Below are 18,816 nucleotides of genomic sequence, written 5' to 3' on the forward strand. Positions count from 1 at the left end.
CCGATTGACAGTCACTCAGTCTGCTTATAGGGTCTAAGTAAATCGAGAGACGATAAATCGCCTGCTGAGGAGAGTCATCATGTTCCGTTCGCGCACCCGCCGGACCGCCCAGTTTTGATCCCGCTGGCCGCCGTCGCGCTCGCCGCGTGCTCGGCCAACGACAAAGCCGACGTGGCGGCGCCCGAAACCACGACGGCCGCCGCACCGGCGGGGTTGACCTGCGGCGGCCTCGGCATCGACGGCAACGCGAAGATCCGGTACCGGACCGAGGCGTTGATCGACGCGCCGCTGGACAAGATCTGGGAGCTGCAGACCGACGTGGAGCGCTGGTCCGCCTGGCAGCCGGCGGTCGCCACCATCGAGCGCCTGGATCAGGGCTGCGGCCCGGCTCGCAATTCCACTGGACAACTCCGGTGCCCGCCACCGCCACCACTCCCGCGACCACCCTGGCCATCACGTCCTCGGTGCAGCAGCTGGATCGCGGCAACTCCTGCCTCCGCTGGAGCGGGCCCGCGGTGGGCGAAGGGCTCGGCATCGACAACGGCGTGCACGTCTGGAATTTCACCGAGGTCGATGGCAAGGTGCTCGTCCGCACGGAGGAGAACTGGAGCGGGGCGCAGGTCGAGGCCGACGTGCCCACCTCGACCGCATTCCTCGGCATGGGTTTGGAGGCCTGGCTGCGGGATCTGAAGGCCGCCGCCGAAGCGCGACCCTGAGTACACAAACCACCCCCGCCCGAACTCGGACGGGGGTGGAAACGGCTGTGGCTCAGGCCCGTTCGTACACGCTGGCGTCGTCCAGCATGGCGGCCCGCAGCATGCCCTCCGGCACGCCCAGCGCCTCGATCATGGTCAGCGCGTGCGGCCGCAACCGGTCGACCAGCTCGTTGACCCCGCGCCGCACTGTCTTCGCGCGCTCGACCGACATGAAGCGATGCATGATGAACCAGGCCGTGTGCTCCTCGAGCAGCGAGTACACATAGAGGTCGCAGACATCCTCGGCCAGCGCCCGGGCCTCGGGATCCTCGATATCGGCGATGCCGTCGATGAACGCCTCGAGCACGAGGCGATCGATGTGCGCGGTGCCGGCGGTGAGGATGTGATCCTGCGCGTTGTTGAACGCCTCGAAGGGATCGGTTTCGTTGGCGCGGGCCCGAAGTCGATGCGCGGCGGTGCGCACGAGGTAGTCCTCGCGGTCGGCGAACAGCTTGAGCTGCACCGAGCGCCGGGACAGGTCGGCCTCGTCGACGCTTTCGCCGTTGCGGTCGCTCAGGGTCTGGATCATCTGGCGCACGCCCGAGCGCTTGCGCACCACGTCACCGGCCATGGTGGCGGCGAAGCGCACCCACCCGAGCGCGTCGAGGTCGCGGACCTCGTCGGAGTAGGAGGTGAGCAGTTCCTTGGCCACCAGCTGGGTCAGCACCACGTTGTCACCCTCGAAGGTGGTGAACACGTCGGTGTCGGCCTTGAGCGTGGTGAGCCGGTTCTCGGTGAGATACCCGGCGCCGCCGCAGGCTTCGCGGCACTCCTGGATGGCGTGGGTGGCGTGCCGGGTCTGGGCGACCTTCAGGCCGGCGGCCCGCTTCTCCAGGGCGCGCTGTGAGCTCGAGTCCAGATCCTGGCCGGTCTGCACCAGATGCATGCGCCGGACCAGGTCGTTCTGCGCGAACGAGAGCGCCCACGACTTGGCGACCAGCGGCAGCAGCCGGCGCTGATGGCTGCGGTAATCCAGCAGCAAGGTTTCCTTGCCGGTGTCGGGATCGGAGAACTGACGGCGCTTGAGGGCGTAGCGCACCGCGATGCTCAGCCCGACCCGCGCACCGGCCGCCGCGGCGCCGCCGACGCTGACGCGCCCGCGCACCAGCGTGCCCAGGGTGGTGAAGAAGCGCCGGCTCGGGTTCTCGATATCGGAGCTGTAGGTGCCGTCGGGTGCGACGTCGGCGTAGCGGTTGAGCAGGTTCTCGCGCGGAATCCGCACCTGGTCGAACACGATGCGGCCGTTGTCGACGCCGGGCAGCCCGCCCTTGAGGCCGTCGTCGTAGGTGGTGACGCCCGGCAGGTCCGCGCCGTGCTCGTCGCGGATCGGCACCAGCAGGCAGTGCACGCCGCGGTTCTCGCCCTGGGTGATCAACTGCGCGAAAACCGCGGCCATGCGGGCATGTTCGGCGGCGCCGCCGATGTAGTCCTTACGGGCCGACGGCGTCGGGGTGTGGATGACGAATTCCTGGGTGGCCGGATCGTAGGTGGCCGTGGTCTCCAGATTGGCCACATCGCTGCCGTGCCCGGATTCGGTCATCGCGAAGCAGCCGAGCAGGTCCAGCGACAGCAGCCGGGTGATGTGGTCGCGGTGGCGCTCGGTGCCGAGGTTCTCCACGGCGCCACCGAACAGGCCCCACTGCACGCCGGCCTTGACCCACAGCGACAGATCGGCGTAGGCGAGCATCTCCAGGCCGGTGACGGCCGCCCCGGGTTCGCTGGTGCCGCCGTTCTCGCGGCGGAAGCCGCGCTCGGCCAGGCCCATGCCGGCGATGGCCTTCATCTGATCCAGTACGCGAGCCCGGGCGGCTTTGTAGTCCAGGTAGGGATCGCCGGTGAAACGGTCGTCGGCGAGCTGGAGCCGGGCTTCCTCCCGGACCGCCGCCCAAGGCCCGTCCAGGGCCGTGCGTAGGTGATCTGCCGTTGTCGAGGCGCCGTCTGTCATGCCTCCGACATTAGCCCCGAGCGCGACGGTTATTCGGGATGCAACCCTTGTCACACATTGAACACGTGTTTAGTATATTGAACATGTGTTTAATCAACAGCCCGTTCCGCAAAGACCCCCCGCTGCCATGACCGTTTCGGATCTGTCGACAGCGGCCCGCATCCGGGACGCGGCGATCGAGGTGTTCGGCGAACACGGCTTCGGCGTCGGTGTCCGCGCGATCGCCGCCGCCGCCGGCGTCTCGCCCGGGTTGGTGAACCACCACTTCGGCTCGAAGGACGGCCTGCGCACCGTCTGCGACGACCGGGTGCTGCAACTGATCCGGGACAAGAAGGTCCAGACGATCACCTCCGACAACGTCGGCAAGGGCATGCTGGCCGCCCTGGCCGAAATCGAGGAATACGGCCCGCTGGTGGCGTACATGGTGCGCAGCCTGCAGGCCGGCGGCCCACTCGCGGAATCCCTGTTCGAGCACATGGTTTCCGACGCCGAGGCCTACCTGCAGGCCGGAGTCGAGGCGGGGACCATCAAGCCCAGCCGCGATCCGGCCGCCCGCGCCAGATACATCCTGCTGCTCAATGTCGGCGCCACCGTGCTGTGGATGCAGATGCGCGAGCAGCGCAGCGGAAAAACCGACTACGGCGCCGCGATTCGTGAACTCAGCGAAGAACTCACGCCACCGGCCCTCGAGTTCTATACCCAGGGCCTGCTCACCGATTCCAGCCTGCTGGAGACGGTGCTACCACCTGAATCTCGACAATAGGAGGACCGATGTCCGAGGTCATCGAAGTCCACGATCTGGTCAAGACCTTCGGTCACGTCACCGCCCTGGACGGGCTGAATCTCGCCGTCACCGAAGGGGAAATCCACGGCTTCCTCGGCCCCAACGGGGCCGGCAAGTCCACCACCATCCGGGTGCTGCTCGGCATTCTGCGCGCGACCTCCGGGCAGGCCACCCTCTTCGGCCGCGACCCCTGGTCCGACGCGGTCGGCTTGCATCGCCGAATCGCTTACGTGCCAGGCGATGTCACGCTGTGGCCGTCGCTGTCGGGCGGGGAGACCATCGACCTGATGGCGCGCATGCGCGGCGGCATCAACACCGAGCGCCGGGCCGAGCTGATCGAGCGCTTCGATCTGGACCCGCGCAAGAAGGCCCGCACCTACTCCAAGGGCAACCGGCAGAAGGTCGCACTGGTCTCCGCCTTCGCCTCCGACGTCTCGCTACTGCTGCTCGACGAACCGACCTCCGGCCTGGATCCGTTGATGGAGCAGGTCTTTCGCGAGTGCACCGCCGAGGCGCGCGAGCGCGGCACCACCGTGCTGCTGTCCAGCCACATCCTCTCCGAGGTGGAGGCGCTGTGTGACCGGGTGACCATCATCCGGGCCGGGCGCACCGTGGAGAGCGGGTCGCTCTCGGAGCTGCGGCATCTGTCGCGCACCGCCATCACCGCCGAATTGCTCGGCGACCCGGGCGATCTGAGCCGGATCGCGGGCGTCGAGGACATCGAGCGCGACGGATCGACGCTGCGCTGCCAGGTCGACGGCGAGCACCTCGGCGAGCTGATCCGGGTGCTCGGCGACACCGGTGTGCGCAGCCTGACCAGCGCGCCGCCGACGCTGGAGGAGCTGTTCCTGCGGCATTACCACGTCGACGGCGAGGTTCCCGCCGCCGGGGAGAAGGTACGGGCATGACCACGATCACCGCCGAACGTCCCGCGGCCACACCGAGTTTCGGTGCCGCAGCGGATTTCACCGGCACCGGGCAGCTGCTGCGGCTGTTCCTGCGCCGCGACCGCGTCGTGCTGCCGCTGTGGGTGCTCCTGCTCGGCGCCATGCCGGCCATCCAGGTGCTCAGCATCAAGGGCCTGTACAAAACCCAGGCGGACCTGGACCAGTACGCGGTGTCGCTGGAGAAGAGCCCGGCACTGGCCGCCATGTACGGGCCGGTGTTCGACAGCTCGCTCGGTTCGGTCGGCACCTGGAAAGCCGGGGCGATGTACACGATGATCGCCATCGCGACGATCCTGACCGTCATCCGGCACACCCGCGTCGAGGAGGAGACCGGGCGCGCGGAACTGGTGGGCGCCACCGCGATCGGCCGCTACGCGGGCCTGACCGCCGCGTTGATCATGACCTTCGGCGGTGCCGTCGTGGCCGGAATCATCTGCACCGCAACGCTCTACAGCGCCGACCTGCCCGCCGCGGGTTCGGTGGCGTGGGGCGCGGCGCTGGCCGCCTCGGGTCTGGCCTGGGCCGCGGTCGCGGCGATCGCCGCGCAGGTGAGCGCCGGGGCGCGGGTCGCTCGCGGCGTCGCCTTCGGCGCGCTGGGCGCGGCCTTCGCGCTGCGCGCGGTCGGTGACGCCGGAAACGGTGTGCTGAGCTGGTTCTCACCGCTGGGCTGGGCCTTGCAGATCCGCCCGTACGCCGGGGAACGCTGGTGGGTGCTGCTGCCGCTGCTGGCCGTGGTGGTGCTCGGCACCGTCGCCGCCTACACCCTGCTGCGCAACCGCGACACCGGCTCCGGGCTGATCGCCGAGCGGCCCGGCCCCGCCGCCGCGGCGCCCGCGCTGTCGGGTCCGGTCGGGCTGGCCTGGCGGCTGCAACGCGGTTCGCTGCTGGGCTGGGCCGTCGGCTTCGCGCTCTACGGCATGCTGATCGGCGGCGCGGTCAACAGCGTCGGCGACATGCTCAACGAGAACAGCACCGTGCGCGACCTGATCGAACGCATGGGTGGCTCCAGCGCGCTGGAGAACTCGTTCGTCAGCTACGCGCTCACCATGCTGGCCGCGGCGGCCGCCGCGTACTCCATCTCGGCGGCGCTGCGCCTGCACGACGAGGAATCCAGCAGCCGCGTCGAGGTCACGCTGGCCGGCGCGGTCGCGCGGTCACGATACGCGTTGAGCCACATCGGTTTCGCGCTGCTCGGCCCGGCGGTGCTGCTGCTGGTGGCGGGCGCGGCCGTCGGCATCGTGTGGGGCGCGTCGACGGGGGAGATGAGCAAACTGCCCGACGCCCTCGGCGGGGCGGCGGTGCAGGTGCCCGCCGTGTGGGTGATCACCGGCATCACGGTCGCGATCTACGGCCTGGCGCCGCGGTTCACCCCGGTCGCCTGGGGCGTACTGAGCGGGGTCATCGTGCTGTTCCTGGTCGGCTCGCTGGACGGCCTGCCGCAGTGGCTGGTGGACCTGGTCCCGTTCGTGCACCCGCCGAAGGTGCCGGGTGCGCCGTTCCAGGCCGCGCCGCTGCTGTGGCTGACCGGTATCGCGGCCGCGCTGGTCGCGGTCGGTGTGGCGGCCTTCCGGCGGCGCGACCTGCGCTGACGCCGGACACAGAGCACCGCTCGGACCCTGTGGTCCGAGCGGTGCTTCGCGTTCAGGAGTTCAAGCCGAGCTTGCCCGCGAGCTTGCCCAGGTAGCCGCGCACCACGTCGGCGTCGCGGTCGGGCATGCCGAACACCACCTCGGTGACGCCGAGATCGGCCCACTGCGCGAGCTGCTCGGCATTGTGCGGCCCGGCCAGCGCGATGATCTCCGGTGATCCGGTGCGGCCCTGCTCGCGCCAGATGCGCTGCAGCAGTTCGATCTTGCCGCTCAGCTCGCCCTCGGTCGGGGTGGTGATCCAGCCGTCGGCGTTCTTGGCCAGCCAGGTGAACGACTTCTCGCCGCCGGCCGCGCCCAGCAGCACCGGGATGGACTTCTGCACCGGCTTGGGCCAGGACCAGCTCGGCCCGAAGTTCACGAAATCGCCTGCGAAACTGGCCTCTTCGGTGGTCCAGATGGCGCGCATCGCGTCCAAGTGCTCGCGCAGCACGGTGCGGCGCTTGTTGGCGGGCACACCGTGGTGGGCCAGCTCGTCGGTGTTCCAGCCGAACCCGACGCCCAGGCTGACCCGCCCGCCGGACAGGAAATCCAGCGAGGCAAGCGTTTTCGCGAGCGTGATCGGATGGTGCTCGGCGGGCAGCGCCACCGCGGTGGACAGCGTGATCCGCTCGGTCACCGCGGCCGCGGTGGCCAGCGCGACCCAGGGGTCCAGCGTGCGCAGGTAGCGGTCGTCGGGGAGGGTGGCATCGCCGGTGGTCGGGTGCGCCGCGGCCCGCACGACCGGGATGTGGGTGTGTTCTGGGACATAGAACGAGTCGAAACCGGCCCGCTCCGCCGTGGCCGCCGCGTCCGCGGGCATGATGCCTCGATCGCTGGTGAACAACACAATTCCGTACCGCACAGCTTGCACTCCCATCACCGAAACTGGAACAAGTTCTACCACGGTTGGCGGTTGGGGTGCACGCCTTCGACTACCTTCGACGGTCATGGGTTTGGATACCGCCTCGGGAGGAGAGGAACTACAGGAGCCGGCCGACCGGAGAGGGTGGCGTAAACGGTTGCGACCGCGCCGCGCTCACATTCCGGGGCTCAGCCAGGCCGTCGGCGTCCTCGTCGGCGATCGCCAGGCCACCGTCGACACGCTCGTCTCGGCGCCGACGCCTCTGCAGCCGATCGATCTCACCGACGACGCCCGGGTGGCCGAGGTGCTCGATCTGGCAGTGCGGGTGGGCGAGGTGGTGCTGGCTTCGGGCACCGGCGTGATGGACACGACCAATCAGGTGCGGTTCATCGCCGCCACCTACGGCCTGGCGCGCTGCGACGTCGACGTCACCTACGACGCGATCCGCATCTGGGCCGACCGCGGCCTGCAACTGCCCCCGGCCAGCAGCATGCGCGTCGTCCGGCAGCGCTCGCTGGACTTCACCCGCCTGGCCGCCGTCGACCGCCTCACCCGTCGGATCCGCAACCAGGTGGTACCGCCCGACGAGGCCCGCGCGGCACTCGACGACATCACCAGGGCCGACCATCCGTACCACCGCTGGACCGCCACCGTGGGCTGGTCGCTGCTGGCCGCCTCGATCGCCGCGCTGCTCGGCGGCAACCTGCTCGTCGCCGCGGTCAGCTTCGCGACCACCGCGGCGATCGACCGGACCAACCGCGTGCTCAACCGCTTCGGCCTGCCGTTCTTCTTCCAGCACATGGTCGGTGGCGCGATCGCGGTGGCGCCGGCGATCGTGCTGGCGACCTTCGTCGAACCGCTCGGAATATCTACCAATCCCACGTTGATCGTCGCGGCCGGGATCACCGTGCTGCTCTCGGGTCTGCAACTGTTCGGCGCGGTACAGGACGCGATCACCGGCGCGCCGATCACCGCGACCGCGCGCATGCTCGAGGTGGTGATGATGACCGGCGGCATCGTCGCGGGCATCGCGCTCGCGCTGCGGCTGGGCGAGGCGTTCGGCGCGACGGTGCCCTCGATCGATCTGGCCGCGGGCCGCGACATCACCGATCTGCCCGTCAAGATCCTGGCCGGCGCCGTCGCGGCGCTGGCCTTCTCGCTCGCCTGCTACGCGGAGAAACGGGCGCTGGCCGCGGCCGCGCTCGGCGGCGCGGCGGGCATCATCGTCTTTCTGCTGGTGCAGTACATCGGTTTCGGCGCGGTCGTGTCCTCCGGTGTGGCCGCGACGGTGGTCGGCCTGGCCGGTGGTCTGATGGCGCGCCGCGCGCTGACGCCGCCGCTGGTCGTCGCGCTCGCGGGCATCACACCGCTGCTGCCCGGCCTGAGCGTCTATCGCGGGTTGTACGGGCTGCTCAACGATCAGCTGATCGTCGGACTGAACCAGCTGATCGGCGCGTTCGGCATCGGCTGCGCGCTGGCCGCCGGTGTGACACTGGGTGAATGGTTCGACCGCACGCAGTTGCGCCCGGTCATTCTCAGCCGCTTCGGGTCGCTGCGCCGGCCCATCGTGGTGCGGGTGGCCCGCCGTCCGCGCCGGATCATCCGGCGCGGCCCCTCCGCCCAATGATCGAACCGATTCCACCGAAAGATGGATACCGGCGAGTGCGCCCGGTCGGTATGGTCGAGTAGTTAGGGTAACCAAAGTCGGTTGCCGGGCGTCGGGTGATCGGTGAGGTGGTTCGTGGTGCAGCAGGAAGTTCCCGAGGTGGTGCCGTTCTCGGCGCAGATCCGGACCGCGACCGAGGCGCAACATGCCGAGGCGGAGAGCTCCACCTTCATCAGCGACATGCTCGGCGGCGGCCTGCCGATCGACTCCTACCATCGCTACACCGGCCAGCTGTGGTTCGTCTACCGGGCGCTGGAAGCGCACTGGGACACCCTGGCCCAGGACCCGATCGCGGGCCCGTTCATCCGCCCGGAGCTGGCCCGCACGGCCGAGCTGGAGCGCGATCTCACGGCGCTGATCGGCCCGCGGTGGCGTGACGAATTGCAGGCCCTGCCCTCGACCGCCGCCTACGCGGCCCGCATCGAGGAGTGCGCGCGGGACTGGCCGGCCGGCTACATCGCGCACCACTACACCCGCTACCTGGGCGATCTGTCGGGCGGGCAGGTCATCCGCGGCACCGCCGAGAAGCTGTGGGATCTGCCGCGCCGCGGCGACGGCGTGCGCTTCTACGTCTTCGACGGCATCAGCAATCCGGCCGCGTTCAAGCGCGAATACCGCACGCTGCTGGACGAACTCCCGCTCGACGACCTGGACCGCCGCCGCGCCCTGGACGAGGCACAGCGCGCCTTCGCCATGAACACGGCGATGTTCGTCGAGCTCGCCGAGGAGTTCCCGGCGCGCAAGCCGTCCTGAGTCAGCTCTGGGTGCGCCACTCCCGGCGGCGCGGTTCGCGCGCGGACGGGTAGGTGGCGGCGTCCAGGCCGCCCAGCAGCATCGCGCCCTGCCGGCGCGGGCCGCGCCGTTCCAGGCGCGCCCGTGCGGCCCGCCGTTCCGCGACCGCGCGCTCGTGCCGGATGACGTACACCAGCCGGGCGATCGCGACGATCAGCACGAGAATCACCGCGTAGGTGAATAGGTCACGCACCGCCTGGAGCAGGCTCGACGCGAGCAGCATGAACATGAACGCGCCGGCCACCAGGGCCCACCACGGTGTCTTTCCGGACATATCGAGCTCCCTTCCCGCCTTCACCGTACGTGCGGGGGAGCCACCGGGACAATGAATTCCCAGGCGCTTCACAGTAAGTGAAGCGTGTCGTGCGAAGAATCACGGCATAGCGGGCGTCCGGGGGCGCCCGGTACGGTCGGGCGCCAGAGCCGCTGCCGCCCAGCACATTACGATCGGCAGCGCGATGGCCGCCGCGATTCCGCCGAGCACGTCGGTAGCGTAGTGATAGCCGAGGCCGATCATGCCGACGGTGACCGCCGCCATGGTGAGCGCGGTCACCGCGGCGACCACGGCGCGGGTGCGCGCCGAATCCGTCAGCAGGGCAAAGGTTGTCGCGACGGCGACCAGGTGCACGGTATGGCCGCTGGGATAGGCGAGATAGTCGTCCAGGGGGCGATTCCACAGCGGCTTGAGCACCCAAGTGTTCAGCGCCAGGGTGAGCTCGGGGACCGCCAACATCGTTGCGGCCCGCCGCCATTGGCGGCGAAAGCCGAACCAGGCCACCGCGGCCAGCAGCAGCGGCAGCACCACATAGCCGTTACTGGGAAATGCCAGCGCCTGGTAGAGGCCGCTGTCGCCGTCGAGCACGTCGTGCACCCCGGTGGCGACCGCGCGGTCCACGCCGGTCGGGCCGCCGCCCGGCGGGAAACTCAACGGCACGGTCATCGTGACCAGCGCACACAGCGCGACCACGAGCACCCGGCCGAGCACGGTGCTCAGGGCCCGTAGGTGAGCAGCGCTGTGATGACGAACCACAGCACCCAGGCGAACGCGACGAGCATGCCGAGAAACAGGGCGGTGCGCAGGCAGCCGCTGCCCATCTTCACCTGACCGGTCTCCACCGGATACAACTTCCACGGGCTGTACCAGGGCGCGGTGTACACCCGGCCGCCGCGCGCGGCCTCGCGCTCGGCGATGGCCAGCTCTTCGGCGTAGGCCTCGGCCTGGGCCTGAGCGGGCCCGCCGTGCCACAGCGTGATGTCGATCGGGCCCAGGAAGCCCTCGGCCAGCAGATCCTGCGGCGCGGGCAGGTAGGGCAGGATGCCCATCGCGCGGAAGGCGACCGCGACATCGTTGGCCGTCCACAGATGCTTCTCGGACTCGGCGAGCGCCTCGAAGTACTGCTCCAGCGCCACCGGGTCGTTGCCGAGGATGACATCGAAACTCGGGTCGCTCCAGGCCTGTTCGACGGTCAGGTCGGCGCCACGCAACGGGACGATGAGCGCGACACCGTGCACCGCGCGCTGCCCGAGCCCGCGCGCGGCCAGCCAGCTCTGCAACGCGAAGGTGTGCTCACGGGACTTCTCCAGCGGGGTGCGCCGATCCCGGCCCTCCATGACGACGGGTTCCTCGTTGATGGTCCACGGACCGTTCAGCGGGATCTCCAGCACGCCGTCCTGGCGGGCGACCAGCGCCTCGGCCTCGATCGCCACGCAACTGGTCGGTGTCCACACCACCGCGTCGAACTGCTGCAGCCGATCGTTGTGGAACAGGCTGCAGTTGATGGTGGCGACGCCCTTGGGGTTCTCCGGTTCCTTCCAGGTGCGCAGCCAGTCGATCAGCGCCCGTTCGGCATTCGTGCCCGCCGGATTCTGCACCCGTACCAGCATGGGGACCGCCCTTCAGTATCAATTTGCGGTGCTCACAACGCCCTCCATGGCCACGCTGCGCTACCGCCTCCGGGCGCTGAGCTCACACCGCGGCGTCAACCTAAGAATACGAGGACCATGCCCGGCTGCACTGCTGCACGCGGCCCGGCGTGTTCAATCCGCCGGCAGCTCGGCGGTCAACTGCCCGGCGTCGACGGCCGCGACGAGTTGCGCGTGGTCCTGCTCGGTGCGGTCGGCGTAGCGCACGGCGAAGGCGGCGATCGCGTCGTCGAAGCGCTCGTCGCCGTCCAGATAGCCCGCGGTCAGCCGCGGATCCAGGGAGCGCGAGTGCGCGCGGGCCAGCAGCGCGCCCGCGAGGCGGCCGTAGTCGTCGAGATCGTCGCCGGACAGCTCGGCCGGGTCGATGCTGCCCTTGAAGTTGCGGAACTGGCGCACCAGGAACGGCAGTTCCTCGAGCGCGCCGTCGTGCGGATCGGCCAATTCCACCGAGGTCCAGCCGAGCAGGATGTCGCTCTGCGCCTGCACCAGCCCCGCGGCCCGCACGATGCGCTCGCCCTCGTGCGGCACCGGCGGCACCGGCAGGTACGGCGTCAGCGCCGAGGGGATCGACTGCTTGAGTTGCAGCACCAGCACCTCGCCGTCGTTGCCGTGCAGCAGCGCCACATAGCTGTGCAGGCCGACGCTGCCGGTGCCGACGACGCGGAAAGCGATGTCGGACACCGCGAATCGGGCCAGCAGGTTGGCGCGCGAATCCCGCAGCGTGTCCGCGTAGCGCTGCAGGCCGTCGATGACCGCCTCGGCGACCCGGTCCTCGACTCCGGTCAGCACCGGTGGATCGCTGACGAAGCGGTGCTTACGGATGCCGGTCTCGTGGTCGTCGAGCTGGGTCCACTTGGCCGCCACCTTGGCGCTGGTGTTCTTGCGGGCCTTCTTGGCGGCCTTCTTGAAGTTGTCCAGCAGATCGTCGGCCTTGGCGGTGCCGAGCACCGACTCGTCCGGCAGCGCCGTCCAGGCCTGCAGGAAATGCATCCGGGCCAGCTGGTCGATCTCCAGGCGGTAGGTGCGGGCCGCGTCACGTGCGGCGGCGCGGCAGCCGTCGGCGTCCACGCCGGATTCCCGCCCGGCCAGCACCAGGCTGGCCGCCAGCCGCTCCAGATCCCATTCCCAGGGCCCGGGCACGCTCTCGTCGAAATCGTTGATATCCATGACTATCTCGCCCTGCGGCGTGCCGAACAGGCCGAAGTTCGCGGCGTGCGCGTCACCGCAGATCTGCGCGGTCAGACCGGAGACCGGGCCGCGGTGCAGGTCGGCCGCCATCAGCCCGGCGGCACCGCGGAAGAAGCTGAACGGGCCCGACAGCATCCGCCCGACCCGCAACGGCACCAGGTGTGGCAATCGATTCGCGTGCGCGTCCTTCAGGAACGCCAGCACCTCCGGGCGATCCGGACTCGCCGCCTCCCGGTCGCGCGCCGCCACCGGGGTCGCCTCCCGCAGCGCGCGGCCGCGGGCGCGCACCTCCTCCTCGGGGACGTAACTGCGTAGATCGATACCACTGTCGGACACAACGGATCACGCTAGCGTGCCCACGTCACCGCCGCGCTGTCGTTCCCGTCACGAAACTGGGGTGATAGGCAGCCGCAGCGCACCGAACGCGGCGACGGGGACGGTCGGCTGCTTCGGGGCGACCGCGCCGATCCGCCGGTAGTCCGTGCCGAGCGCGGGCCGCGGATCGGCCTCGCCCTTGTTGGGCCAGAACGCCATCGCCCGCTCGGCCTGCGCGGTGATGGTCAGCGACGGGTTCACCCCGAGGTTGGCGGTGACCGCCGAGCCGTCCGCGACGTGCAGCCCGGGATGGCCGAAGATCCGCTGGTAGGGATCCACCACTCCGGTTTCCGGACCCTCGCCGATCACGCAGCCGCCGATGTAGTGCGCGGTCGCCGGGATGTTGAAGACGTCCATGATCATGCCGTGGGTGTCGCCGCCGACCTTGTCGGCGAACCGCCGGCCGACATCGTGCGCCAGCGGGATCCAGGTCGGGTTCGGTTCCCCGCCGCCGGCCTTGGTCTTGAGCTGACCGCGCTGCCGGAACGAGGTCAGCGAGTTGTCCAGCGACTGCATGACCAGCAGGATCACCGACTTCTCCGAGGCCCGCCGGGCATTGAGGCTGCGCAGGAACGCCAGCGGATGCACCACCATCGCGAGCAGGAAGCGCAGGAACCGGAACGCCCCGCCGTCCACGATCGGCGCCGACAGCGGGAACAGCGCGTTCTGGCCCTTGCCGTAGTGGCAGACCTCGATGTGGGTGTCGGCTTCGGGATGGATCGAGGAGGTGATCGCGATGCCCTCGGCGAAATCCGTGCGGGTGCGGCTCACCACATTCAGGATCGCCTCGGAATTACTGCGGGCGAGTTCGCCCAGCCGCGGCGACAGCTCCGGCAGCACCCGCTCGTCGCGCATCTTGTGCAGCAGCTTCTGGGTGCCCAGCGCGGCGCCCGCGAAGACCACCTGCTGCGCGGTGAAGGTCCTGGACTCCTTGCGGATCCAGCGGTCCGGGCGCGCGGTGTCGATGGCGTAGCCGCCCTCGGGCAGCGGCCGCACCGCGGTGGCGCTGGTCAGCTGATGCACCTCGGCGCCGGCCTGCTCGGCCAGGTACAGGTAGTTGGTGGGGGTGGTGTTCTTGGCGTTGTGCGGGCAGCCGGTGAAACATTGCGCGCAGTGCACGCAACCGCGCCGGCGCGGGCCGACGCCGCCGAAGTACGGGTCGTCCACCTCGGTGCCCGGGTCGGCCTCGTTGAAGAACACGCCCACGTTGGTGGCGTGGAAGGTCTCGCCGACGCCCAGGTCCTCGGCGATCTCGCGGATCACCTCGTCGGCGGGGGACAGGCGCGGATTGGGCGCCACGCCCAGCATGCGCTTGGCCTGGTCGTAGTAGGGCGCGAGCTCGGCTTTCCAGTCGGTGATGTGCGCCCACTGCCGGTCGGTGTAGAAGTTCGGCAGCGGCTCGTAGAGGGTGTTGCCGTAGATCAGCGAGCCGCCGCCGACGCCCGCGCCGGAGAACACCGCGCACTTGCCGAGCAGGCTGATCCGCTGGGTGCCGGTCAGGCCCAGGCGCGGGGCCCAGATCGATTTGCGCACATTCCAGTTGGTCTTGGGCAGATCGGCCGCCGTCCAGCGGCGGCCGGCCTCCAGCACGCCGACCCGGTACCCCTTCTCGGTCAGCCGCAGCGCACTCACGCTGCCGCCGAAACCGGAACCGATCACTACCACGTCGTAGTCGAAGGCGGGCATGGCTTCCTCTCACTCAGCGAGCCGATCTCCTGAGATGGTTTCACGCTCGGTCTCTCACCGATAGAGATGTTCGGCCACTCGTGGCGTGCCTGGATGGCGCTGTGGGGGTGTGGTGCGGTATGCACGGGCAGTGACAACCGAACCCACCGGCATTCGGGCGGTCCTGGCCGACCGCATCGTGACCGTCCCGAACGTGCTGAGCGTGATCCGCCTGCTCGGCGTGCCGCTGTTCCTGTGGTTGCTGCTGGTCCAGCACGCCGATGGCTGGGCGTTCGCGCTGCTGGTCGCCAGCGGCTTCACCGACTTCCTGGACGGCAAGCTGGCCCGGCTGCTGGATCAGTCCTCGCGCCTGGGCGCGCTGCTGGACCCGTTCGTGGACCGGCTGTACATGGTGGCGACCCTGCTGGCCTTCGTCCTGCGCGACCTGATTCCCTGGTGGCTCGCAGTGATCTTGGTCGCCCGCGAACTGGTCCTCACCCTGACCCTGGTGGTTTACAAACGCCGCGACCTCGATCCGCCGGACGTGATCTACCTGGGCAAGGCCGCCACCTTCGCGCTGATGTCGGCGTTCCCGTGGGTGCTGGCCGGCCAGATGGACTGGGCCCTGGCAGGTTTCGGACGAGCCTTCGGCTGGGCCTTCCTCGTCTGGGGTACGGCGGTGTATGTCTGGACCGGCATCCTCTATACCGCCAAGGCCGTCGCCGTGGCGCGGGCGATACCCGCTGCGGCACACCGCACCCCATAGTTCGACGCTTAAATCCACCCCGCCGACTGCGTCGGTATGCCATCCCCCATTAGAGTTGCGTGCAACCTTCGATAGGAAAGGACGGCTAGTGACCGATCTGCCCGATGATCTGCGCTACACCGAGGAGCACGAGTGGGTGCGCCGCGTGGCCCCCACCCGGGTCCGGGTCGGCATCACCGACTACGCCCAGTCGCAGCTCGGCGATGTCGTTTTCGTGCAGCTGCCGGAGTCGGATTCCGACGTTGCCGCAGGTGACAGCATCGCGGAAGTGGAGTCCACCAAGAGCGTTTCCGATATCTACGCTCCCTTGGCGGCGAAAGTCGTTGCGGTGAACCAGGTTTTGGACGCCGAGCCGGAGACGCTGAACACCGACCCCTACGGTGAGGGTTGGATGTTCGAGCTCGAGGTCGAGGACGTCGAAGCACTCGACAAGACACTTGCCGAATTGCTGGATTCCGCAGGTTATCAAGGAGTTATCGGGGGCTGAAGGTCCCTTCCCAGTTCTACCTGCACGGGTACGCCCTGGCAGGGTACGGTCAATGCCAACAGTTTCGCCGGGGTCGCGACATCGGCGTACTAGCGACTCGAGCCCAGCGTTCGGGTCGAAGATGGCATCACCTGCTTGCATGGATAATCAGGTTCGAGGAGGAGAGAAACGGTGAGCGAGAACAAAGACCCGGGTTACCAGGAGACCGCGGCCGAGACGACGTCGGTCTTCCGCGCGGATTTCCTGAACGAGGTCGACGCGTCGCGCTCCGCAGAGGCGACCGGCGAGCAGCCGGTCCAAGGGGTCGAGGGTCTGCCGGTGGGTGCGGCCCTCTTGGTCGTCAAGCGCGGCCCGAACGCGGGCTCGCGGTTCCTGCTGGATCAGCCGACCACCTCGGCCGGCCGCCACCCCGACAGTGACATCTTTCTCGACGACGTCACGGTCAGCCGTCGGCACGCAGAGTTCCGGCAGGACGACGACACATTCCAGGTGGTCGACGTGGGCAGCCTGAACGGCACCTACGTCAACCGTGAACCGGTGGACTCCTCGGAGCTGCAGAACGGCGACGAAGTACAGATCGGCAAGTTCCGGCTCGTGTTCCTCACCGGGCCGCGCGCGCAGGTCAACGAGTCCTCGGCAGGTGCGGGCCAGTTATGAGAACGGCAGCGCCGACGATCTCGACGGGATCGGCGCTGTGACGGGAGCGGCGCAGTGGGCTCGCGGCGGGATGTCGATCGGCTCCGTGCTCGACCTGCTGCGACCGGATTTTCCGGACATCACCATCTCCAAGATCAGATTCCTCGAAGCCGAGGGTTTGATCCGGCCCGAACGCACGCAGTCGGGCTATCGCAGATTCTCGGTCGCGGATACCGAACGGCTCAGATTCGTGCTGACCGCTCAGCGTGATCAGTATCTGCCCCTGAAGGTGATCAAGGAACAGCTCGAAGCGATCGACAAAGGTGCGGCGACGCTCGGTGTGCGGGAAGCCCGCGCCCGGGCGTCGGCCGTCCCGGGCTCCGGTGTGCCCGAGGTCCGGATCGCCCCGCCGCGCACGCTGGGCGTGGTGCCGGGCGAGGTCTCACCGGAGGAGTTGCGCTTCGATCACGAAATCCGGCTCACCCGAGCGGATTTGCTGTCCCAGGCCGAGATCGACGAGCCGTTCCTGAACGATCTGATCCGGGCGAATCTGATCGTTCCCGGTGCGGCGGGTTACTTCGACGCCGACGCGGTCACGCTGGCGCGCACGGCGCGGGCGATGGCCGAATTCGGGTTGGAGGCACGGCATCTGCGGGCATTCAAGCTCGCCGCGGACCGCGAGGCCGCGCTGGTCGCGCAGATTGCCGCGCCGATCGCCAAGAGCCGCGATGCCGGGGCCCGCGCCCGGGCCGAGGAAACCGTCCGGGAGCTGGCGGCGCTGTCGCTGACCTTGCACACCTGCCTGGTCAAAGCCTCGGTCCGGAACTCGCTCGGCAACTGAACGGGTTTCGGTCCGGCGCCGGTCCTGTATTCCACCATGGCAACACGCCGATTTCGGCTGTGCACACCAATCGCAGAGGTGCTCCGGGTTCGCTTAGACTCGGTGTTACGGCGAGCCCCGCGGTGGTCATGCCGGGCGGCCGGCGAGTATGGGAGGCAGTTCGATGAGTGAAATGCGGGTCATCGGCATTCGTGTCGAGCAGCCACAGAATCAGCCCGTGCTGCTGCTCCGCGAAGTATCCGGTGATCGTTATCTACCGATCTGGATCGGTCAGGCGGAGGCGACGGCGATCGTGCTGGAGCAGGAGGGCGTCACCCCGATCCGGCCGTTGACCCACGATCTGATCAAGACGCTGATCGCCAAGCTGGGGCACACCCTCAAGGAGGTGCGGATCGTGGATCTGCAGGAGGGCACGTTCTACGCGGATCTGGTCTTCGAGAACGGCCTGCGGATCTCGGCGCGGCCCTCGGATTCGGTTGCCATCGCCTTGCGGGTGGGTTGCCCCATCTACGCCGAGGAACCGGTGCTGGAGGAGGCCGGGCTGGTCATGCCGGACGAGAAAGAAGACGAGGTCGAGAAGTTCAAAGAGTTCCTCGAATCGGTCTCTCCGGACGACTTCAAGGCGACCGACAGCTAGGGCATACTCCCGGTAGGGGCCAGAGTCTGAACCACTGGTCGAGACTTTAACCGCGCGTCGCGCTTGGTCCGATGCTGGTGCTACCTGGACAATCGGGGGAGTAACCTCGAAAGTTGGGCGGGCCGCCGAGTCGTCGGATGAGGGCTGGGCGTCGAAGTAAGGGAGTGGTCAGTGGCAGAGCAAACGCAGGATGATGTCGTACAGCCTGGCCTGTTCCCGGACGACTCGGTGCCCGATGATCTGCTCGGCTACCGCGTCCCGAGTGCGTGCCAGGTGGCCGGAATCACCTACCGGCAGCTCGACTACTGGGCACGCACCGGCCTGGTCGTACCGTCCATCCGGGGCGCGGCCGGTTCGGGCTCACAGCGGTTGTACTCCTTCAAGGACATCCTGGTCCTCAAGATCGTCAAGCGCCTGCTGGACGCCGGGATCTCGCTACAGAACATCCGGATCGCCGTCGACCACCTGCGTAGCCGCGGGGTCGCCGATCTGGCCGGAGTCACGCTGTTCTCCGACGGCACCACGGTGTACGAGTGCACCTCGGCCGAGGAGGTAGTCGATTTACTGCAGGGCGGACAGGGCGTGTTCGGTATCGCGCTCAGCGGGGCCATGAAGGAGCTCACCGGGGCCATCGCGAACTTCCCGGCCGAGCGCGCGTCCACCGTCACCGAGCGCCCCGAGGACGAGTTGTCGTTCCGGCGTAAAGCCAGGATGAACCGCAAGATCGGCTGATCGGCGGGCCGTGACGCACCAAACAGGGACCTGGTGACACGGAATTCGCGACGCACCACCTAAACTGGGCGGTGCGTCGCCGCCGTGCGGGAGAGTCCCGGTCTCGATTCGAAACCGGGCGCCGAAGGAGCAGCACCTCCCCGTCAATCTCTCAGGCAACAGGGACCGTACGGGCTTCGGCGCCTCT

Annotated in this window: 20 protein-coding genes and 1 riboswitch; of the genes, 12 read left to right on the top strand and 8 right to left on the bottom strand. The window is 68.8% G+C overall.

The genetic code is table 11. From position 1 onward, the window contains the following. Positions 1-77: 77 nt before the first annotated feature. A complete protein-coding gene (locus tag AB0H76_RS15570; protein ID WP_357323290.1) occupies positions 78-359 on the bottom strand; it encodes a hypothetical protein in 282 nt (93 codons plus the stop codon). 54 nt (positions 360-413) lie between these two features. Between AB0H76_RS15570 and AB0H76_RS15575 the strand changes: the two genes are divergently transcribed. Then, on the top strand, positions 414-716 hold the full coding sequence (locus tag AB0H76_RS15575) for a hypothetical protein (protein WP_357323293.1): 303 nt from the start codon (positions 414-416) through the stop codon (positions 714-716). Between the two features lie 52 nt (positions 717-768). On the opposite strand, the gene AB0H76_RS15580 is transcribed toward AB0H76_RS15575, so the two are convergent. After that, positions 769-2,700, bottom strand: coding sequence for an acyl-CoA dehydrogenase (locus AB0H76_RS15580; protein WP_357323296.1), 1,932 nt, complete (start codon positions 2,698-2,700; stop codon positions 769-771). A gap of 127 nt (positions 2,701-2,827) precedes the next feature. On the opposite strand from AB0H76_RS15580, the gene AB0H76_RS15585 reads away from it, so the two are divergent. Genes AB0H76_RS15585 through AB0H76_RS15595 form a run of 3 tightly spaced genes read left to right on the top strand, consistent with a single transcriptional unit; the run spans position 2,828 to position 6,020 of the window. After that, entirely contained in the window at positions 2,828-3,463 is a 636-nt protein-coding gene (locus AB0H76_RS15585) for a TetR family transcriptional regulator (protein ID WP_357323299.1), read from the top strand. A gap of 8 nt (positions 3,464-3,471) precedes the next feature. Next, positions 3,472-4,392: an ABC transporter ATP-binding protein gene (locus AB0H76_RS15590; protein ID WP_357323302.1), complete on the top strand. Its 921-nt coding sequence runs from the start codon at positions 3,472-3,474 to the stop codon at positions 4,390-4,392. Then, positions 4,389-6,020, top strand: coding sequence for an ABC transporter permease (locus AB0H76_RS15595; RefSeq protein ID WP_357323305.1), 1,632 nt, complete (start codon positions 4,389-4,391; stop codon positions 6,018-6,020). The genes AB0H76_RS15590 and AB0H76_RS15595 overlap by 4 nt, the downstream gene beginning before the upstream one ends. Positions 6,021-6,072: 52 nt before the next feature. On the opposite strand, the gene AB0H76_RS15600 is transcribed toward AB0H76_RS15595, so the two are convergent. Beyond that, positions 6,073-6,921 carry an LLM class F420-dependent oxidoreductase gene (locus tag AB0H76_RS15600; protein ID WP_357323308.1) on the bottom strand — a complete coding sequence of 283 codons (849 nt, stop codon included), beginning with the start codon at positions 6,919-6,921 and terminating at the stop codon, positions 6,073-6,075. Positions 6,922-7,006: 85 nt separating this feature from the next. Between AB0H76_RS15600 and AB0H76_RS15605 the strand changes: the two genes are divergently transcribed. Both AB0H76_RS15605 and AB0H76_RS15610 read left to right on the top strand, forming a co-directional pair. Continuing rightward, positions 7,007-8,548, top strand: coding sequence for a threonine/serine exporter family protein (locus tag AB0H76_RS15605; RefSeq protein ID WP_357323311.1), 1,542 nt, complete (start codon positions 7,007-7,009; stop codon positions 8,546-8,548). A 117-nt stretch (positions 8,549-8,665) separates the two neighbouring features. Next, on the top strand, positions 8,666-9,340 hold the full coding sequence (locus tag AB0H76_RS15610; RefSeq protein WP_357323314.1) for a biliverdin-producing heme oxygenase: 675 nt from the start codon (positions 8,666-8,668) through the stop codon (positions 9,338-9,340). A gap of 1 nt (position 9,341) precedes the next feature. Here the strand turns inward: AB0H76_RS15610 and AB0H76_RS15615 are convergent, their stop codons facing one another. The 5 genes from AB0H76_RS15615 to AB0H76_RS15635 form a co-directional block, all read right to left on the bottom strand. Then, positions 9,342-9,653, bottom strand: a complete 312-nt coding sequence (locus tag AB0H76_RS15615; RefSeq protein WP_357323316.1) for a hypothetical protein — start codon at positions 9,651-9,653, stop codon at positions 9,342-9,344. 99 nt (positions 9,654-9,752) lie between these two features. After that, positions 9,753-10,409 (bottom strand): phosphatase PAP2 family protein, encoded by a 657-nt coding sequence (locus AB0H76_RS15620; protein ID WP_357323319.1) that lies wholly within the window; start codon positions 10,407-10,409, stop codon positions 9,753-9,755. Continuing rightward, positions 10,370-11,263 carry a nuclease-related domain-containing protein gene (locus AB0H76_RS15625; protein ID WP_357323321.1) on the bottom strand — a complete coding sequence of 298 codons (894 nt, stop codon included), beginning with the start codon at positions 11,261-11,263 and terminating at the stop codon, positions 10,370-10,372. Before AB0H76_RS15625 ends, AB0H76_RS15620 begins: the two co-directional genes overlap by 40 nt. A gap of 153 nt (positions 11,264-11,416) precedes the next feature. Beyond that, positions 11,417-12,826 carry a DUF2252 domain-containing protein gene (locus AB0H76_RS15630; protein ID WP_357323324.1) on the bottom strand — a complete coding sequence of 470 codons (1,410 nt, stop codon included), beginning with the start codon at positions 12,824-12,826 and terminating at the stop codon, positions 11,417-11,419. Positions 12,827-12,874: 48 nt separating this feature from the next. Continuing rightward, positions 12,875-14,551, bottom strand: coding sequence for a GMC family oxidoreductase (locus tag AB0H76_RS15635; protein WP_357323326.1), 1,677 nt, complete (start codon positions 14,549-14,551; stop codon positions 12,875-12,877). A gap of 130 nt (positions 14,552-14,681) precedes the next feature. Between AB0H76_RS15635 and AB0H76_RS15640 the strand changes: the two genes are divergently transcribed. The 6 genes from AB0H76_RS15640 (at position 14,682) to AB0H76_RS15665 (ending at position 18,629) form a co-directional block, all read left to right on the top strand. Next, complete coding sequence (locus AB0H76_RS15640; protein ID WP_357323329.1) at positions 14,682-15,296, top strand: CDP-alcohol phosphatidyltransferase family protein; 615 nt, start codon at positions 14,682-14,684, stop codon at positions 15,294-15,296. A gap of 88 nt (positions 15,297-15,384) precedes the next feature. Then, on the top strand, positions 15,385-15,783 hold the full coding sequence (gcvH, locus tag AB0H76_RS15645; RefSeq protein ID WP_357323330.1) for a glycine cleavage system protein GcvH: 399 nt from the start codon (positions 15,385-15,387) through the stop codon (positions 15,781-15,783). A 171-nt stretch (positions 15,784-15,954) separates the two neighbouring features. Beyond that, positions 15,955-16,440: a glycogen accumulation regulator GarA gene (gene garA / locus AB0H76_RS15650; RefSeq protein ID WP_357323332.1), complete on the top strand. Its 486-nt coding sequence runs from the start codon at positions 15,955-15,957 to the stop codon at positions 16,438-16,440. A 70-nt stretch (positions 16,441-16,510) separates the two neighbouring features. Beyond that, positions 16,511-17,260: a MerR family transcriptional regulator gene (locus AB0H76_RS15655; RefSeq protein WP_357326191.1), complete on the top strand. Its 750-nt coding sequence runs from the start codon at positions 16,511-16,513 to the stop codon at positions 17,258-17,260. Between the two features lie 163 nt (positions 17,261-17,423). After that, on the top strand, positions 17,424-17,897 hold the full coding sequence (locus AB0H76_RS15660; RefSeq protein WP_357323334.1) for a bifunctional nuclease family protein: 474 nt from the start codon (positions 17,424-17,426) through the stop codon (positions 17,895-17,897). 171 nt (positions 17,898-18,068) lie between these two features. After that, positions 18,069-18,629, top strand: coding sequence for a MerR family transcriptional regulator (locus AB0H76_RS15665; protein ID WP_357323337.1), 561 nt, complete (start codon positions 18,069-18,071; stop codon positions 18,627-18,629). Between the two features lie 77 nt (positions 18,630-18,706). Further along, positions 18,707-18,807, top strand: a riboswitch (glycine riboswitch). Positions 18,808-18,816 lie beyond the last annotated feature (9 nt).

The organism is Nocardia sp. NPDC050712, assembly GCF_040654295.1.
GTDB lineage: Bacteria > Actinomycetota > Actinomycetes > Mycobacteriales > Mycobacteriaceae > Nocardia.